This is a genomic window from Peptoniphilus sp. GNH (assembly GCA_021307325.1).
Classification (GTDB): domain Bacteria; phylum Bacillota; class Clostridia; order Tissierellales; family Peptoniphilaceae; genus KA00134.
Map to the genome: position 1 here is coordinate 1,246,114 of CP089931.1, position 13,623 is coordinate 1,259,736.

General features: G+C 36.0%; 12 protein-coding genes. 2 read left to right on the top strand and 10 right to left on the bottom strand.

The genetic code is table 11. The annotated features are described in order from the left end of the window. Positions 1–5 precede the first annotated feature (5 nt). A complete protein-coding gene (gene murJ / locus LV469_06175; GenBank protein UHR02228.1) occupies positions 6–1,598 on the bottom strand; it encodes a murein biosynthesis integral membrane protein MurJ in 1,593 nt (530 codons plus the stop codon). A 99-nt stretch (positions 1,599–1,697) separates the two neighbouring features. Between murJ and LV469_06180 the strand changes: the two genes are divergently transcribed. Together LV469_06180 and LV469_06185 are read left to right on the top strand one after the other, a co-directional pair. Next, positions 1,698–3,437, top strand: a complete 1,740-nt coding sequence (locus tag LV469_06180) for an ABC transporter ATP-binding protein/permease (GenBank protein ID UHR02229.1) — start codon at positions 1,698–1,700, stop codon at positions 3,435–3,437. Between the two features lie 330 nt (positions 3,438–3,767). Then, positions 3,768–5,321 carry a helix-turn-helix domain-containing protein gene (locus LV469_06185; protein UHR02230.1) on the top strand — a complete coding sequence of 518 codons (1,554 nt, stop codon included), beginning with the start codon at positions 3,768–3,770 and terminating at the stop codon, positions 5,319–5,321. 64 nt (positions 5,322–5,385) lie between these two features. Here the strand turns inward: LV469_06185 and dnaB are convergent, their stop codons facing one another. The 9 genes from dnaB to LV469_06230 all read right to left on the bottom strand — a co-directional run bounded on the left by dnaB (position 5,386) and on the right by LV469_06230 (position 13,593). Next, positions 5,386–6,714, bottom strand: a complete 1,329-nt coding sequence (gene dnaB, locus LV469_06190) for a replicative DNA helicase (GenBank protein ID UHR02231.1) — start codon at positions 6,712–6,714, stop codon at positions 5,386–5,388. Position 6,715: 1 nt separating this feature from the next. Continuing rightward, positions 6,716–7,162 carry a 50S ribosomal protein L9 gene (gene rplI, locus LV469_06195; protein UHR02232.1) on the bottom strand — a complete coding sequence of 149 codons (447 nt, stop codon included), beginning with the start codon at positions 7,160–7,162 and terminating at the stop codon, positions 6,716–6,718. Next, entirely contained in the window at positions 7,159–9,147 is a 1,989-nt protein-coding gene (locus tag LV469_06200) for a DHH family phosphoesterase (protein UHR02233.1), read from the bottom strand. Before LV469_06200 ends, rplI begins: the two co-directional genes overlap by 4 nt. A gap of 1 nt (position 9,148) precedes the next feature. Next, entirely contained in the window at positions 9,149–10,069 is a 921-nt protein-coding gene (locus LV469_06205) for a YybS family protein (protein UHR02234.1), read from the bottom strand. A 207-nt stretch (positions 10,070–10,276) separates the two neighbouring features. Then, the gene (gene rpsR, locus LV469_06210; protein ID UHR02235.1) at positions 10,277–10,501 is read right to left on the bottom strand and encodes a 30S ribosomal protein S18; all 225 of its coding nucleotides are present in this window, start codon (positions 10,499–10,501) and stop codon (positions 10,277–10,279) included. Between the two features lie 21 nt (positions 10,502–10,522). Beyond that, positions 10,523–10,999 carry a single-stranded DNA-binding protein gene (locus LV469_06215; protein UHR02236.1) on the bottom strand — a complete coding sequence of 159 codons (477 nt, stop codon included), beginning with the start codon at positions 10,997–10,999 and terminating at the stop codon, positions 10,523–10,525. A gap of 10 nt (positions 11,000–11,009) precedes the next feature. Next, positions 11,010–11,294 (bottom strand): 30S ribosomal protein S6, encoded by a 285-nt coding sequence (rpsF, locus tag LV469_06220; protein ID UHR02237.1) that lies wholly within the window; start codon positions 11,292–11,294, stop codon positions 11,010–11,012. 108 nt (positions 11,295–11,402) lie between these two features. After that, a complete protein-coding gene (gene ilvA / locus LV469_06225) occupies positions 11,403–12,587 on the bottom strand; it encodes a threonine ammonia-lyase (protein UHR02238.1) in 1,185 nt (394 codons plus the stop codon). A 73-nt stretch (positions 12,588–12,660) separates the two neighbouring features. Then, positions 12,661–13,593, bottom strand: coding sequence for a DMT family transporter (locus tag LV469_06230; GenBank protein UHR02239.1), 933 nt, complete (start codon positions 13,591–13,593; stop codon positions 12,661–12,663). Positions 13,594–13,623 lie beyond the last annotated feature (30 nt).

The window sequence follows — 13,623 nt, forward strand, 5'->3', positions numbered from 1 at the left end:
TGTTCTTATTTTTGTTTTTTATTTTTTCTTTCTGCCATTCTAAGCTTTGCTATCTTAACAAGGTCTTTTATTTCTCTTACTCCTAGGATGTATAAGGTGCCAGCATAGGCTATCATAGCAAGCACAACAAGAGCAAGCAAGAGGAAGAGTTTGGCTATTCTAGCTCCCAAAATTCCTCCTAAAACTGCAACAACTGGTGCTTCCAAGGGGAAATATGCCAGGCAGATTATGCCAAGGACAAAGGATGCCATGATTGTTTTAATCAAAGCCCTGACATAAGACTTGGTCCCCAAATTGCCAATTTTTTTCTTCAATAGTACAAAAGATATAAAGACTGCAATAGTAGTTGCTATAGAAACTGATGATGCCAGACCTTGAATGCCAAATTTATGAGCGACAAGAAGATTCAAAAGCACATTTACAACTACATTTATAGCTCCAATTACAAAGGGCGTCTTGGTGTCGTGAAGGGAGTAGTAGACCCGATTTAAGACATTTGACACAGAAATTGAAATCAAAGCTATGGTGTAGCATCTTAAAGTAGATGTGACCTCTCTTGCATCTTCTAAGGTGAATCTTCCTCTTAGATAGACTATATCTACAAAGGGTCTTGCTAAAATAATAAGGCCCACAGTAGCAGGAACAGTTATAAATAAAACTGTCTTAATGCCGGCATTCATGACTCTCTTTCCATGGATCATATTGCCAGATCCAAATTCCCTACTCAAAATTGGAAATATAATAGCTGTTATGGCTGTTATAAATATGCCAAGTATCATCAAATTGAGCTTGTTGGCATAGTCCAGATTAGACGGAGCCCCTTTTCCTAGTCCACCTGCTATTGTCCTATTTACAATTACATTCAAATCATTTATAGATGTGGATATGAGAACGGGGATAGATAGTATCAAGGCTTCTTTTACATACTTATCTCTGAAATTTACAACAAGCTGTGGCCTGTATCCTTCTTTTATAGCATCTGGCAGCAAAAATATAATTTGAGCCAAAATTCCAAGCACCCCAGCCACAGTCAAACCTATGACCCCTTTATGGTTGGCAAATATTTCCAAATACACAATATAGACTATATTTAGGGGGATGGCTATGGCACCTGCTGCGGCAAACCTTCCTTGATATTGCAAAAAGCCTGTAAACACTCCAACTATTGCAGAAAAAATCATAACAGGCATGCCCACTTTTGTAAGTATTACAGTTAAGTTGAATGTTTCTTCTGGCGCCAAAAAGGCTGTCAACATGGATACATATTTTGCAAAGACGATTCCTATAATAGTGACAAGTCCAGAAATTATTGTCACTGTCGAGAGCATATTATTGGTATATTTAAGCTTGTGTCCTTCTCCAAGCTCCATTTCCATTCTCTGAAGACCTGGTATAAAGGTCGTAGCTATTGCGGCTGTTATAAGGGCGGATATGATAGCTGTCGCTGATTGTGAAAGGGTAAAGGCATCTTTTTCTATACCCGAGCCGAAAATCGACGCTATTTTTATTTCTCTATAAAGCCCCAGGATTTTCCCGATAAGAGCAAAAAAAACAATTGCAAAGGTTGACCTAGCAATTTTCTTAGCTGAATTTTCCATATTTCCTCCAATTTCAAATAAGAGTATATTAATTTTTGCCGTCTTTGTCAAACGAAATGGCTTTTTCTTATGCTATAATTGTAATTTGGAGGTAATTAAATGATTAAGACGATTAAAAAAGTTCTGCCTTATTTCCAAAAATATAAAAAGACTCTATTTTTGGACTTAGGCTGTGCCGGTTTTACGACAATAGCAGAAATTGTTCTGCCACTTATTTTAAGAGCCCTATCATCAAAAGCCATAAATGATCCGTCAGCTTTTGGTATATCCTACATTTTAAAACTCGCAGCAATTTTTGTTTTTATAAAAATTATTGACATAATCTCTGGATACTACATGGCATCCATAGGTCATATAATGGGTGCCAAAATCGAAACTGATATGAGAAGGGACATCTACTCCCACTTGCAAGGGCTGTCCGATTCTTTCTATAATGAAAGTAGAATTGGTCAAATCATGTCTAGGATAACTAACGATCTTTTCGATATAACAGAGTTTGCCCACCACTGCCCAGAGGAATACTTCATCGGATTTTTAAAAATTTTGGCATCTTTTATAATCTTAGCATGTATAAATCTTCCTATGACACTTATAATCTATGCCATCATCCCACTTATGATAATAATGGCATCAACTTACAGAACGAGGATGAAAAATGCCCAACAAAATCAGAGGATTCATATAGGCAATCTGAATTCAGAAATAGAAGATTCCATATCTGGCATTAGAGTTGTTCGCTCCTTTACTAACGAAGATTTGGAGCGCAAAAAATTCCAAAAGTCCAACAGGTATTTTCTCGGCATAAAAAAAGATTATTACAAGTCCATGGCAGGTTTTATGACTGTCACTAGAACATTTGACGGGCTTATGTACCTAGCGCTTATATTGACTGGTGGCTACTTCATGTACAGAAATAGGCTTCATCCATCCGATATGATTCTCTATGTAATGTATGTATCTTCTATGCTTGCCACTGTTAGAAGAGTGGTCGAATTTACAGAGCAGTTCCAAAAAGGCATAACAGGCATCGAAAGATTTTCAGAGATTATGGCCATAAAGCCAGATATCACAGACAAAAAAGATGCCAAAGACATAAAAAATGTAAAGGGGGATTTGATTTTTTCAAATGTTTCTTTCAAATATTCAAAAGACTTGGACTATGTATTTAAAGATTTGAGCTTCGAGATAAAACCCGGACAAAATGTCGCCCTGGTAGGCCCATCAGGGTCTGGCAAGACCACAATTTGTAACCTAATCCCAAGATTTTACGATATAGATGAAGGACAAATTCTAATAGATGGAAAGGATATAAGAGATGTGACCATCAAATCTCTGCGTGAAAATATAGGTATAGTCCAACAAGATGTATACCTCTTCTCCGGAACCATAAGAGATAATATCCTCTATGGTCGTCAAGATGCAAGCTTTGAAGAAGTCATCCAAGTTGCCAAAATGGCAGGTGCCTACGATTTTATTATGGACCTGCCTAATGGATTTGACACCTACTGTGGAGAAAGAGGCGTGAAACTATCGGGCGGACAAAAACAAAGAATATCCATAGCCAGAGTGTTTTTGAAAAATCCACCCATCTTAATTTTGGATGAAGCCACATCAGCCTTGGATAACAAGAGCGAGATGATAGTACAAAAATCTCTAGAAGAACTCTCCAAGGGTCGCACCACTCTTACAATAGCCCATAGGCTTACCACAGTCCAAAATTCAGATCTGATTTTAGTCATGACTGAAAATGGCATTGTAGAAAGAGGCAAGCACTCCGAGTTGATGGACAAAAAGGGATATTACTATAAACTTTACACCAAGGGTGGACTTCTTGACTAAATAAAGGTTTATAACTTATAATATGAAATTCTAGCAGTCTAGCTAGAATTTTTTTTGAAAATTTTTTTACTTTACTAAAGAATGCGAGAAATTATAAGAGATTTTTTATTTTACTAAAAAATATGAAACAGCATAAAATATTTTTTATTCTACTGAAGAATATTAAAAATCATAAAAGATTTTTTATTTAAGTTTAATTATTTGTGATATTTGCACAAATTTTATGTACTTTTATTTTTCAATTTTTTCCATAATAAAAACATTTTTGAATTGATTTTTTTTTAAAATTATAGAAAAATAATTATGATACCATTTTACGGAGGTATGAACATGTTGTTTACTGAACAGGAAAAAAAGATTATAAAACTTATAACTTGTTTTTATAGAAATAACGGAAAGTGGTTGAAATATAATGAGCTTGTCTTATATATTGGAACATCCAAAAAAACACTTCGTTCATATATAGACCGATTGCACGATCTTTTCTTCGACTTGTGTGAATTTGATTATACTGGGTCTATGGTAAGAGTTAAATTTGATTCAAATTTCGGTCTTGTCACTATGCAAAGGATTTTCCTTGATAAGTCACTTATTGTCAGAATATTGAAACGCACTTTTTTCTGCGACTATAAATCGAAATTAGATCTGGCAATTGATCTAAATACTAGTGAATCTTCTATATTTCGAGCTATACAAACTTTAAACAATGGCCTTCCAGATTTTTATGATCTGACTTTTTCTTATTCAAAATTGCAATTTGAAGGTTCTGAAAGTGAAATTCAAAAATTTTATGTAAATCTTTTTATTGAAACAAATCCAGATCCTCTCTATTGGCCATTTGAAGATTTTATGAGAGAAGAAGAGGCTAACGCATTTGCAAGGCATATAACAAACTATGTGCAAAATCGCATATATCCTGACCAATTTGAATATATAAAGGTTGTGCTTGCAGTTGCGTCAATCCGTTTAAAAAAATCTCACAAAATTTCTATCAGCTCCACAGATGATGACTTGTATCAAAAAATCGAAGAGTTGGCCAAAAAGCCTGAGATTAGCGCCTTTTTAGAAAGGGCCTTCCCAGAGTTTAGAGCAAATAAAACTTTTACAGCATATCAGATTATGTCCTACTTCTTGAATGAGGAATTCTTCTTCTTTTTCTATGATTTGGACTACCGGCTTAAAAATTTTATGAAGGCAAAGGCTAACTATGAATTTTATCTGGAAAAAATTTCCTTCCTTCAAAAAAAATATAATCTGGAAATCCCAGACTCCTTAGAATTCTATAAGGATCTAGCAACTTTTTTCAGATTTAAAATTTCAAATGTAGACGCTGAGGACTTTTTCCTCGATCACTCGGAGTACTCATTGAATTATCTAAAATTCTTTAATATAGATTTCCATAATGATGTTAAAGTCTTTTTGACAGAATATATGTGTAGGTTCTATCCAAAAGCACAGCACAAGGTCCAAAACCTTATCTACACAGTTTATACGCTCTGGCCAAATCTTATACCCCAGCTTATAAAAGCACAATCTGTTACAAAGGCTTTGATTGTGAGTCGCTATGATCAATACTATGCGAGGACTCTTGCAGATCTTATAAACACTATGTCGCCAAACTATATACACACAGATGTTTATGGTAATTTTCAAATTGATTTTGAAGAAATCAAAAACTCTGATTACGAGGTTATTATTACTGATTTTGTGGTTAAAAAAGATTTGGGAGATAAGTTGATATTTTCTTTTGAACAACTGCCACTTCTTAGTAAGATTAGAGATTTCTTTTATAAAGTCCATTACATGAAAATAAACAAAGTTTTTCAAGCTCATCCCGATGAACTTAAAAAGTTTGCAAATTTTTTGGGTTATAAAAATGACTGATTTCTAAAATTTTAAATAAATTAATAGATTATAAAATAAACTAGCGAGTATCTTTGTCGCTAGTTTATTGTTTTTTCATATTTACAAATTTGGTGAATTCTGGCAAAAAAACTAACTTGACTGTCCCTGTTGGGCCGTTCCTATGCTTGGCTATTATTACTTCGCCAACATTTGGTTCTTCTGTATCTGCATTGTAGTACTCGTCCCTATACAAAAACATGACTACGTCAGCATCTTGTTCTATGGCTCCCGATTCTCTTAAATCAGAGAGGATGGGTCTGTGGTCTGCTCTTGTTTCCGGTAGTCTTGAGAGTTGTGATAGGGCTATGACTGGCACTTCCAACTCTTTAGCTATTCCTTTTAAGGCTCTGGATATGGCGGATATTTCTTGTTGTCTAGACTCGACTCTACCTCCCATTTGCATGAGTTGCAAATAGTCTATTACTATTAAATCCAAGCCCTTTTCCATTTTAAGTCTTCTGCATTTTGCCTTTAGTTCTATAGGCGATATGCCCGAAGTGTCATCTATTTCTATATCCAAGGTGGAAAGTTTTGGCAAGATGTCCACTACCTTGGTCCATTCTTCGCTATTCAAATCTCCCGATATGATTTTTTGTAGATTCAAATGGGTGTTGGATGATATTATTCTCTGAGTAAGTTGTGATTTGCTCATTTCGAGCGAGAACATGGCAACCTTGGCATTTGCTTTTAGAGCTGCATTTGATGCAATATTTACCATAAGAGCAGTCTTTCCCATAGAAGGTCTTGCGGCTAAGAGAATCAAGTCTGATTTTTGTAGCCCCGATAGTCTTAGGTCTAAATCTGCAAATCCTGTTGTCAGACCTGTAAGCCCCGTTTTATTCTTGGCTCTTTCTTGCATTTCCGAAAAGTTTTGCAGTAGAACTTCTTTTATTGGAACTAGACCCTGCTTGTTCGCATCTTGTGTTATGTTAAAAAGACTCTGCTCTGCTCTTTCAAGTACAGACTCGGATGTGGATGCCGGATCATAAGATGAGCTAACCAAGTCGTCTCCAGTTTTTATAAGTTCTCTTAGGGTAGATTTCTCTTTTATAATCTTTGCATAGTAGGGAGCATTTCCAACAGCTCCTACACTTGAACACAAATCTGATAGATAGGTAAAGCCACCGACTTTTTCCAGAGCATTAAACTTTTTTAGTTCTTGGGAAACTGTGATTATATCCACAGGCATGTTTAAATTATAAAGACTCACCATAGCTGTATAGATATCAGAATGTGCTCCTGAATAAAAGTCCTTTGCTCTTAGTACCTCGACAGCGGATGTAATAGCTTCTTTGGAAAGCATCATGGCTCCTAAAAGAGAAACTTCTGCCTCCTCTGAATGTGGTGGTATCTTTAGTGCTAAATCGTCCATCTTATTTCACCGATATGTGTACTCTTAAGTCTGCAACTACTCCCTGATAAATTTTATATGGAACTTTATACTCTCCAGCTTGTTTTATATTGTCTTTTAGTTCTATCTTTCTTTTATCGACTTCTATCTTATATTCTTCTTCTAGTCTTTTTCCTATATCAGCAGATGTGATAGCACCAAAAAGTCTGCCTTTTTCGCCGCCCTTGGCTTCTATGTGAACAATATTTTTTTCAAGCACTTTTTTTAGCTCTTGGGCCTCTTTTATATTTTGTCTTTCTCTGGCTTCGGCTTCTTTCTTGTCCTCTTTCCACTTTGCCAGATTTTCTGGATTTGCTTCTATGGCAGCCTTGCGAGGAAATAAAAAATTTCTGGCATAGCCATCCTTAGCATCCACCAAGTCTCCTTCTTTTCCAAGTCCACTTATATTTTTTAATAATATTACTTTCATGCTTTTTCCTCACCTTCTAATAAGTATTGGTCAATAGCGCCTATGAGCGCTTTTTTAGCTTCTTCTATACTTCCATCAACTTGGGCCCCAGCCATGTTAAAATGTCCGCCCCCACCCAGCTTTTCTAGGATAAGTTGGACCGAGATTTCGCCTTTAGATCTGCCCGAGATGTGGTTTTTGTCTTTGGCTCTTGTTATGACAAAAGATGCCATCACTCCATTTATATCTAAAAGTTCATCGGCTGCTTGAGCTGCTATTAAGATTGAGTTGCCAGACTCCCTTTCTAAAGTTGAAATTGCTATGTCATTTTTATAAATTTGAGCAGCATTTACAACCTCTGCCCTCATCCTTATGGTGTCATAGTCATCTTGAAAAAGGGCCTTTACCCTTTGCATATCAGCCCCATATCTTCTTAGAATAGATGCCGCTTCAAATGTCCTTACTCCCGTTTGGAAGGTGAAGTTTTTAGTATCTACGACTATACCACTCATAAGGGCATCAGCTTCGAATTGACTAAGCACAAAGTCATCTGCCATATATGAGAGCATCTCTGTAACCAATTCAGAGGTTGATGATGCGTAAGGTTCTATATAGGTAAGCACAGGGTCAATTACAAATTCCGAGCCTCTCCTGTGATGGTCTATAATTACGATCTTGTTTCCCATATTTGTAATCTCTGGGCATTCTGTAAATGACGGTTTGTGGTTGTCTACCATTATAACTAGTGAATTGGAGCTTATATTGTTTATTGCTTCTTCGCAAGTTATGATTCTTGTATAAAGGTCTGCTTCTTCAAGCTGCATTCTGGAAATTAAATTATCTATTGAAGGATTAGACTTGTCCAGTACTAGGTATCCCTTCTTCTGCCTATTTCTAACTGCAGCCAAGACCCCTATCCCAGATCCTATTGCATCCATGTCAGCATTTTTGTGACCCATGATGTAAACATCACTCGCCTGATCTATAAGTTGCCTAAGGGCTGTGCCTAGGACTCTAGCCTTTACCTTGTTTCTCTTTTCAACAGCCTTGGATTTGCCCCCAAAATACTCGTATGACTCTCCGCTTCTTATAGCTGCCTGATCTCCACCTCTTGCAAGGGCTATATCTAAAGATGTGTCGGCTTCTTCGTAGGCACTTTTAAAATCAAAGCTCTTACAAGAAACGCCTATCGAAAGAGTAATAGGTATAGAGTTGCCAACCGAAAGCTCTTTCATATCATCGAGTATGTCAAACCTCTTGGCCTTTATTTGTTCTAAGCCCCAAGCATTCATCAAAACTAAAAATTCATCTTGGTCTACTTTTTTTACAAGGGAATTGTACTCGGAAAAATAAAGTCTAATAGTGGAATCTATTTCAGCTGTTAAAATCGGTTGTTTGATTTCATCGCAAGAATCTATTGCCTCTGTATAATTGTCAACTTGAATTTTTGCAATTATTGGAGATGAGGCATCAAAGGTTTCTTTCAAATTCTCGTAGTCGTCTTGATCTATAAAATAAAAAAGCGACATACCAAGTTGGTCATTTTCTAAATCTTTGGAATAGGCAGGATATACCAAGTAGTGCTTGTCCTTTATCACCACATCCGCAGCCTTGCCCTGGTCTAGTTTTTTCTCTGTATCATCCCCGCCCAAATCTATATGACTTTTAAAATCCATACCCACTAGGGAATCTTCTCCAAAAATTTTTTGAAAATTTGTGTTGTGCCAGAGGATTTTGCCCTTGTTGTCAGTTACTACAAGAGGAAAAGGCATATTAAAGACAGCCTTTTTAGCAAGAGAATCCGTCCCCTTCACAAGTCTTTTTTGATTTTCCTTACTGAGCTTGTTTTTTATTTCTATGGTCTTAGCAACATAAAAAATGCCAGCCACATAGGCTATAAGACCTACAAGACCCAGAATTGGCTTTAATATAATTAAAATTACAACCAAAATTCCGCTAGCTATAAAATATCCTATAAAGTCTTTAAGTTTTAAATCTTCATCCATATCAAATCACCTCATCGGGAAGCTTTCTAAAGTTTAAAACGGAGTCAAGCATTCCCAAAAAAGCTACCATTATCTGCAAAGGGTTGAAATAAATTATAAGCAGAAAAAGTACAAATTTTACAAATCTTGGTGCTCTTATCTTGTCCAATTGAAAAAAAGCAAGAGCCAACCCTTCAGCTATAAATATAAAATTCAAAATCAAGGTTAAATTCAAAACATAAGTCTCATAAGCTTTTAAGCTATCAGCAAAAGCAAGGCTCAAGATGCCAATGATAAGGCCGATAAAGCCCAAGGCTCTTGGAAACTTTAGATAACTAAACTTATGTGGCTGATTTATTGCTTGCCCTTCAATTAGAAGTTTCCTTCCAGTATAACTCAAACTCAAATAAGATATTAGAAGAGCCATACACAGTAAAGTTGCAGGAAGAGTTGAAACAAAAGCATTAAAAAGCTCGGTTAAAGCCAGCTGAGTTGAGGCATTTAACTTAAAATTTTTCAAATTCACAGACTCAGTTAAATGTAAAAAATCTTCCAAAGCCTTTCCAGATGAAAAGTATTCGGGTTTAAGTCCACTTGAATAAAGTACAAGACCTGTGCAGACAAATATACTCAAGGCTCCTACCAAGATGGTGTTTTTAGCCTTTCTTTTAGTTGAAATCATATAATGCATTAAAATTATTGCAGGCAAAAATATAGTCATCAAGGTCATAGCAAAATTTACGCCAAGACTTACTCCGACAAAACCCATTACGCAAATAAATACGAATACTCCTTTTACTATTCCTTCTTTGACCCCGACATATAAAATGTCATTGGGAAAGAAAATGTATAAAATAGGGAAAAACATTCCCCCGATTGCAATCATAATAGATTTGAGAATTATTAAAAGATTCGTTCTCAAATTTTTGCTAAAAAATTCCAATCTATCACCTCATACTAAGTTTAACACATCTTGAGCAATTTTTATATAAAACAAAACTCACCTCTTATGGCTCTAAGCTTTGTAAGTCCATTTTATTTTTATTTTATACTCTTTAATTTATTTTTAAAAAAGCATCTTTTGTTTTTATGACTTTAAACAAATAAAAAACCAGACCCGAATTTATCAGACCTGGCTTTGAATCTACTTTTATTCAGCACTATATGGTAAAAGTGCGATTTGTCTTGCTCTTTTAATTTCTTGAGTGATCTTTCTTTGGTGCTTAGCACAAGATCCAGTGATTCTTCTTGGAAGAATCTTTCCTCTATCAGAAATGAATCTCTTTAGAGTTTGCACGTCTTTATAATCGATTTCTTTTTCCTTATCTTGACAAAATGCACAAACTTTTCTTCTAGATCTAAATCTTCTTTGCATTTTAAAATCCTTTCTATGCTCTTAGAATGGAATCTCATCATTGTCAACGGGATAAAAACCACTCATGTCGTCATCTCCGAAGCTTCCGCCTTGATCATAGGCAGAATTTACAGGTGGAGCTGGATTTTGTCTTTGAGGCTTTTGGCCTCCAGCTTGTCCTGGTTGAGAAGAGTTTATAAAGCTGAAATTGTTGACAACAACATCAGTTGTGTAGACTCTTCTTCCATCTCTCTCATAAGACCCAGTTTGGATCCTGCCATCTACGGCAATTTGAGAGCCCTTTTGAAAATATTGTGAAATGATTTCTGCTGTTTTTCCCCATGCCACACAGCCTATAAAATCTGCTGTTGGCTGATTGTTTGATTCCGCTTCTTGTCTTTTTTCTCTTGACATTCTTCTATCCACAGCTACAGTAAATCTGCAATATGCCATTTGGCTTTGAGTATATCTGAGCTCTGGATCTCTTACTAATCTTCCGAATAAGGCTACAAGGTTCATTTTAGACTCCTTATTTATCTAAGTTTACAATCATGTGTCTCATAACTGGATCAAGAATTTTAGCAACTCTATCAAATTCCTTAACTGTTTGAGCATTTGCTTCAAAGTCTACAAGTGTGTAGTAGGCTTCTTTGTTATATTGAATTTCATAAGCTAACTTTCTCATACCCCAGTCGTCAACTTTGTTTACTTTGCCTTCAGTTTCAAGAATAGATTTCAATCTGTCGAAAGCTTGTTGTCTCTTTTCTTCTTCAAACTTAGGATAAAACATTAAAACAACTTCGTAGTGTTTCATCTCTTCACCTCCCTATGGACTAAATGGCACCATCCAATTTGTCTTTACACAAATAGACCAGTGCAAGGATAATTAACATTAAAAGTATATCCGCTTTATTTTTATTTGTCAAGAAAATTCATATCCTGCCGAGCTAAGAGCGAGCTTAATCTCATCTTGGTGGGTCAGATCTCTTGTTGCTAGCTTAACTCTTACCCTCATTGTATCTATAAAATCTCCAAACAAGTCCACTTCTTGATTTATTCCTACAATATTGGCTCCTATATCATCAAAAAGCTTAGTGAGCTTATTCATTTCACCGGGATAGTCATTTAAGTTTATTATGATTTCCATAGTCCTCTTGGTCTTATAAAGTCCCTTTTCTATTACCTTGGAAATTCTCGTCATATCAATATTGCCTCCGGATAAAAGGCAGACTACTTTTTTGTCCTTGCAATCGAATTTATTATACATAAGAGCAGCCACACTAGTAGCTCCTGCACCCTCGGCTACTATTTTTTCTTGTTCCATAAGAGCCAAGACTGCTCCTGAAATTTCCGACTCGGATACCAAGACAATCTTGTCGACGTATTGCTTGGTTATGGCATAAGTAAGCTCTCCTGGTCTTTTTACAGCTATCCCATCGGCCATACTAGAGGCACTTGTAAGTTCTATAATTTTTCCAAGTCTTATTGACTCATTCATGGATGCAGCTGTTGCAGCCTCAACACCTATTATCTGAATTTCTGGCTTTAAAGTTTTGGCTGCAAGAGCAACTCCAGATATAAGTCCTCCACCACCTATGGGTACTACTATTATATCAACATCAGAAAGTTGCTCCAAAATTTCTATCGCAATAGTCCCCTGACCTGCAATTACTTCTTCGTCATCAAAAGGGTGAATAAAGGTATATCCATTTTCTTTTGCAAGTTCATATGCCCTTTTTTTGGCATCATCAAAGGTCGTTGGCACCAAAACAACTTCGGCTCCTAGGGCCTTAGTCGCTTCAATTTTTGAAATTGGCGCTATGCTTGGTATGCAAATTGTAGACTTTATGCCTTGCTCTCTAGCAGACATGGCGACCCCTTGAGCATGGTTTCCTGCAGAGCAAGCGATAACTCCTTTTTCCAGTTCTTCCTTTGAAAGACTTAAAATCTTATTTAGAGCTCCCCTTATTTTAAAAGAGCCTGTAATTTGAAGTGATTCCATTTTTATATAAGCGTCTTGTCCTATGGTTTTTAAAGGTATCAAAGGCGTTTTTTTAACCTTTTTGCCTATCCTTTCGTAGGCTTTTTCTATTTTAGTAAATTCCATTTCTTGCTCCTTTCTAGCTTTATATTATATAAATTGTACTGCCATTTCAATAAAAAATCAGCAGATCGAAAATCTAATCTGCTGATTTAGAAATTTTATTTTTCTTTAAAAATCCTTCTGGCAGCTGGGCGAATATGGTCGCAAAAAATACCAAAAAACATCCTATAAACTCTGTACTTGTAAGAGTTTCTTTTAGAATCCAAACTCCTCCCACCACCGCAAAAATTGACTCGGTAGAAGATATCATAGTCGCCAAGGTCGGATCCATTTTCTTTAGTCCGATAATTTGAAGGGTATAGGCTACACCAGAAGATAAAATCCCCACAAAGAGGATGTCTAAACCTGCTTCATATATGGACTTTATATCTATTTTTTCTTTAAAGACGGCAACAGAAAGAGATAAAATCCCTGCCACTAAAAATTGCATACCATTTAGCTTTATACCGTCTGTTCTCGGGGAGAAATGTGAAAGAATCAATATGTGAACGGCATAAAACAAAGAACCTATAAAGACGTAGAGATCCCCCTTTGATATGTGCACTTTACCTCTTATGCTTATAAGATAAAAGCCTATAATTGAAATCAAAAGGCATAACCAGACCTTTATGGGAAGCATCTTTTTATTGAAAATAAGCCCGAGAATGGGAACCATTACAATATAAAGGGCAGTTATAAACCCAGCCTTGCCGGCGCTTGTATAGATAATACCAACTTGTTGGAAACTCATTCCAATAAATATTACAATACCAGCATAAATTCCGCCTCTCACAGCTGCTATATTACTCAAATAATTTTCTTTGGTCTTTTCTCTTTGGGTCTTGGATAAGCTTGGCAGCATCACTACTACTATCAAGGAGAATAGGAACGCTATTATAGACCTTAGAGCGGTAAAGGTAAAAGGTCCTATATGATTCATCCCTCTTGCTTGGAAAACGAAAGCAAATCCCCATATTATGGCACCTATGAAGAGTAGAATTGCACTATTTAAATCAAATTTTATTTTCATGTAACACCTCTGGATAGACGCTTTATTATA

Coding starts and splice junctions, on each gene's coding strand:
- murJ (UHR02228.1), bottom strand. CDS start 1,598: ATGGAAAATTCAGCTAAGAAAATTGCTAGGTCAACCTTTGCAATTGTT.
- LV469_06180 (UHR02229.1), top strand. CDS start 1,698: ATGATTAAGACGATTAAAAAAGTTCTGCCTTATTTCCAAAAATATAAA.
- LV469_06185 (UHR02230.1), top strand. CDS start 3,768: ATGTTGTTTACTGAACAGGAAAAAAAGATTATAAAACTTATAACTTGT.
- dnaB (UHR02231.1), bottom strand. CDS start 6,714: ATGGACGATTTAGCACTAAAGATACCACCACATTCAGAGGAGGCAGAA.
- rplI (UHR02232.1), bottom strand. CDS start 7,162: ATGAAAGTAATATTATTAAAAAATATAAGTGGACTTGGAAAAGAAGGA.
- LV469_06200 (UHR02233.1), bottom strand. CDS start 9,147: ATGGATGAAGATTTAAAACTTAAAGACTTTATAGGATATTTTATAGCT.
- rpsR (UHR02235.1), bottom strand. CDS start 10,501: ATGCAAAGAAGATTTAGATCTAGAAGAAAAGTTTGTGCATTTTGTCAA.
- LV469_06215 (UHR02236.1), bottom strand. CDS start 10,999: ATGAACCTTGTAGCCTTATTCGGAAGATTAGTAAGAGATCCAGAGCTC.
- rpsF (UHR02237.1), bottom strand. CDS start 11,294: ATGAAACACTACGAAGTTGTTTTAATGTTTTATCCTAAGTTTGAAGAA.
- ilvA (UHR02238.1), bottom strand. CDS start 12,587: ATGGAATTTACTAAAATAGAAAAAGCCTACGAAAGGATAGGCAAAAAG.
- LV469_06230 (UHR02239.1), bottom strand. CDS start 13,593: ATGAAAATAAAATTTGATTTAAATAGTGCAATTCTACTCTTCATAGGT.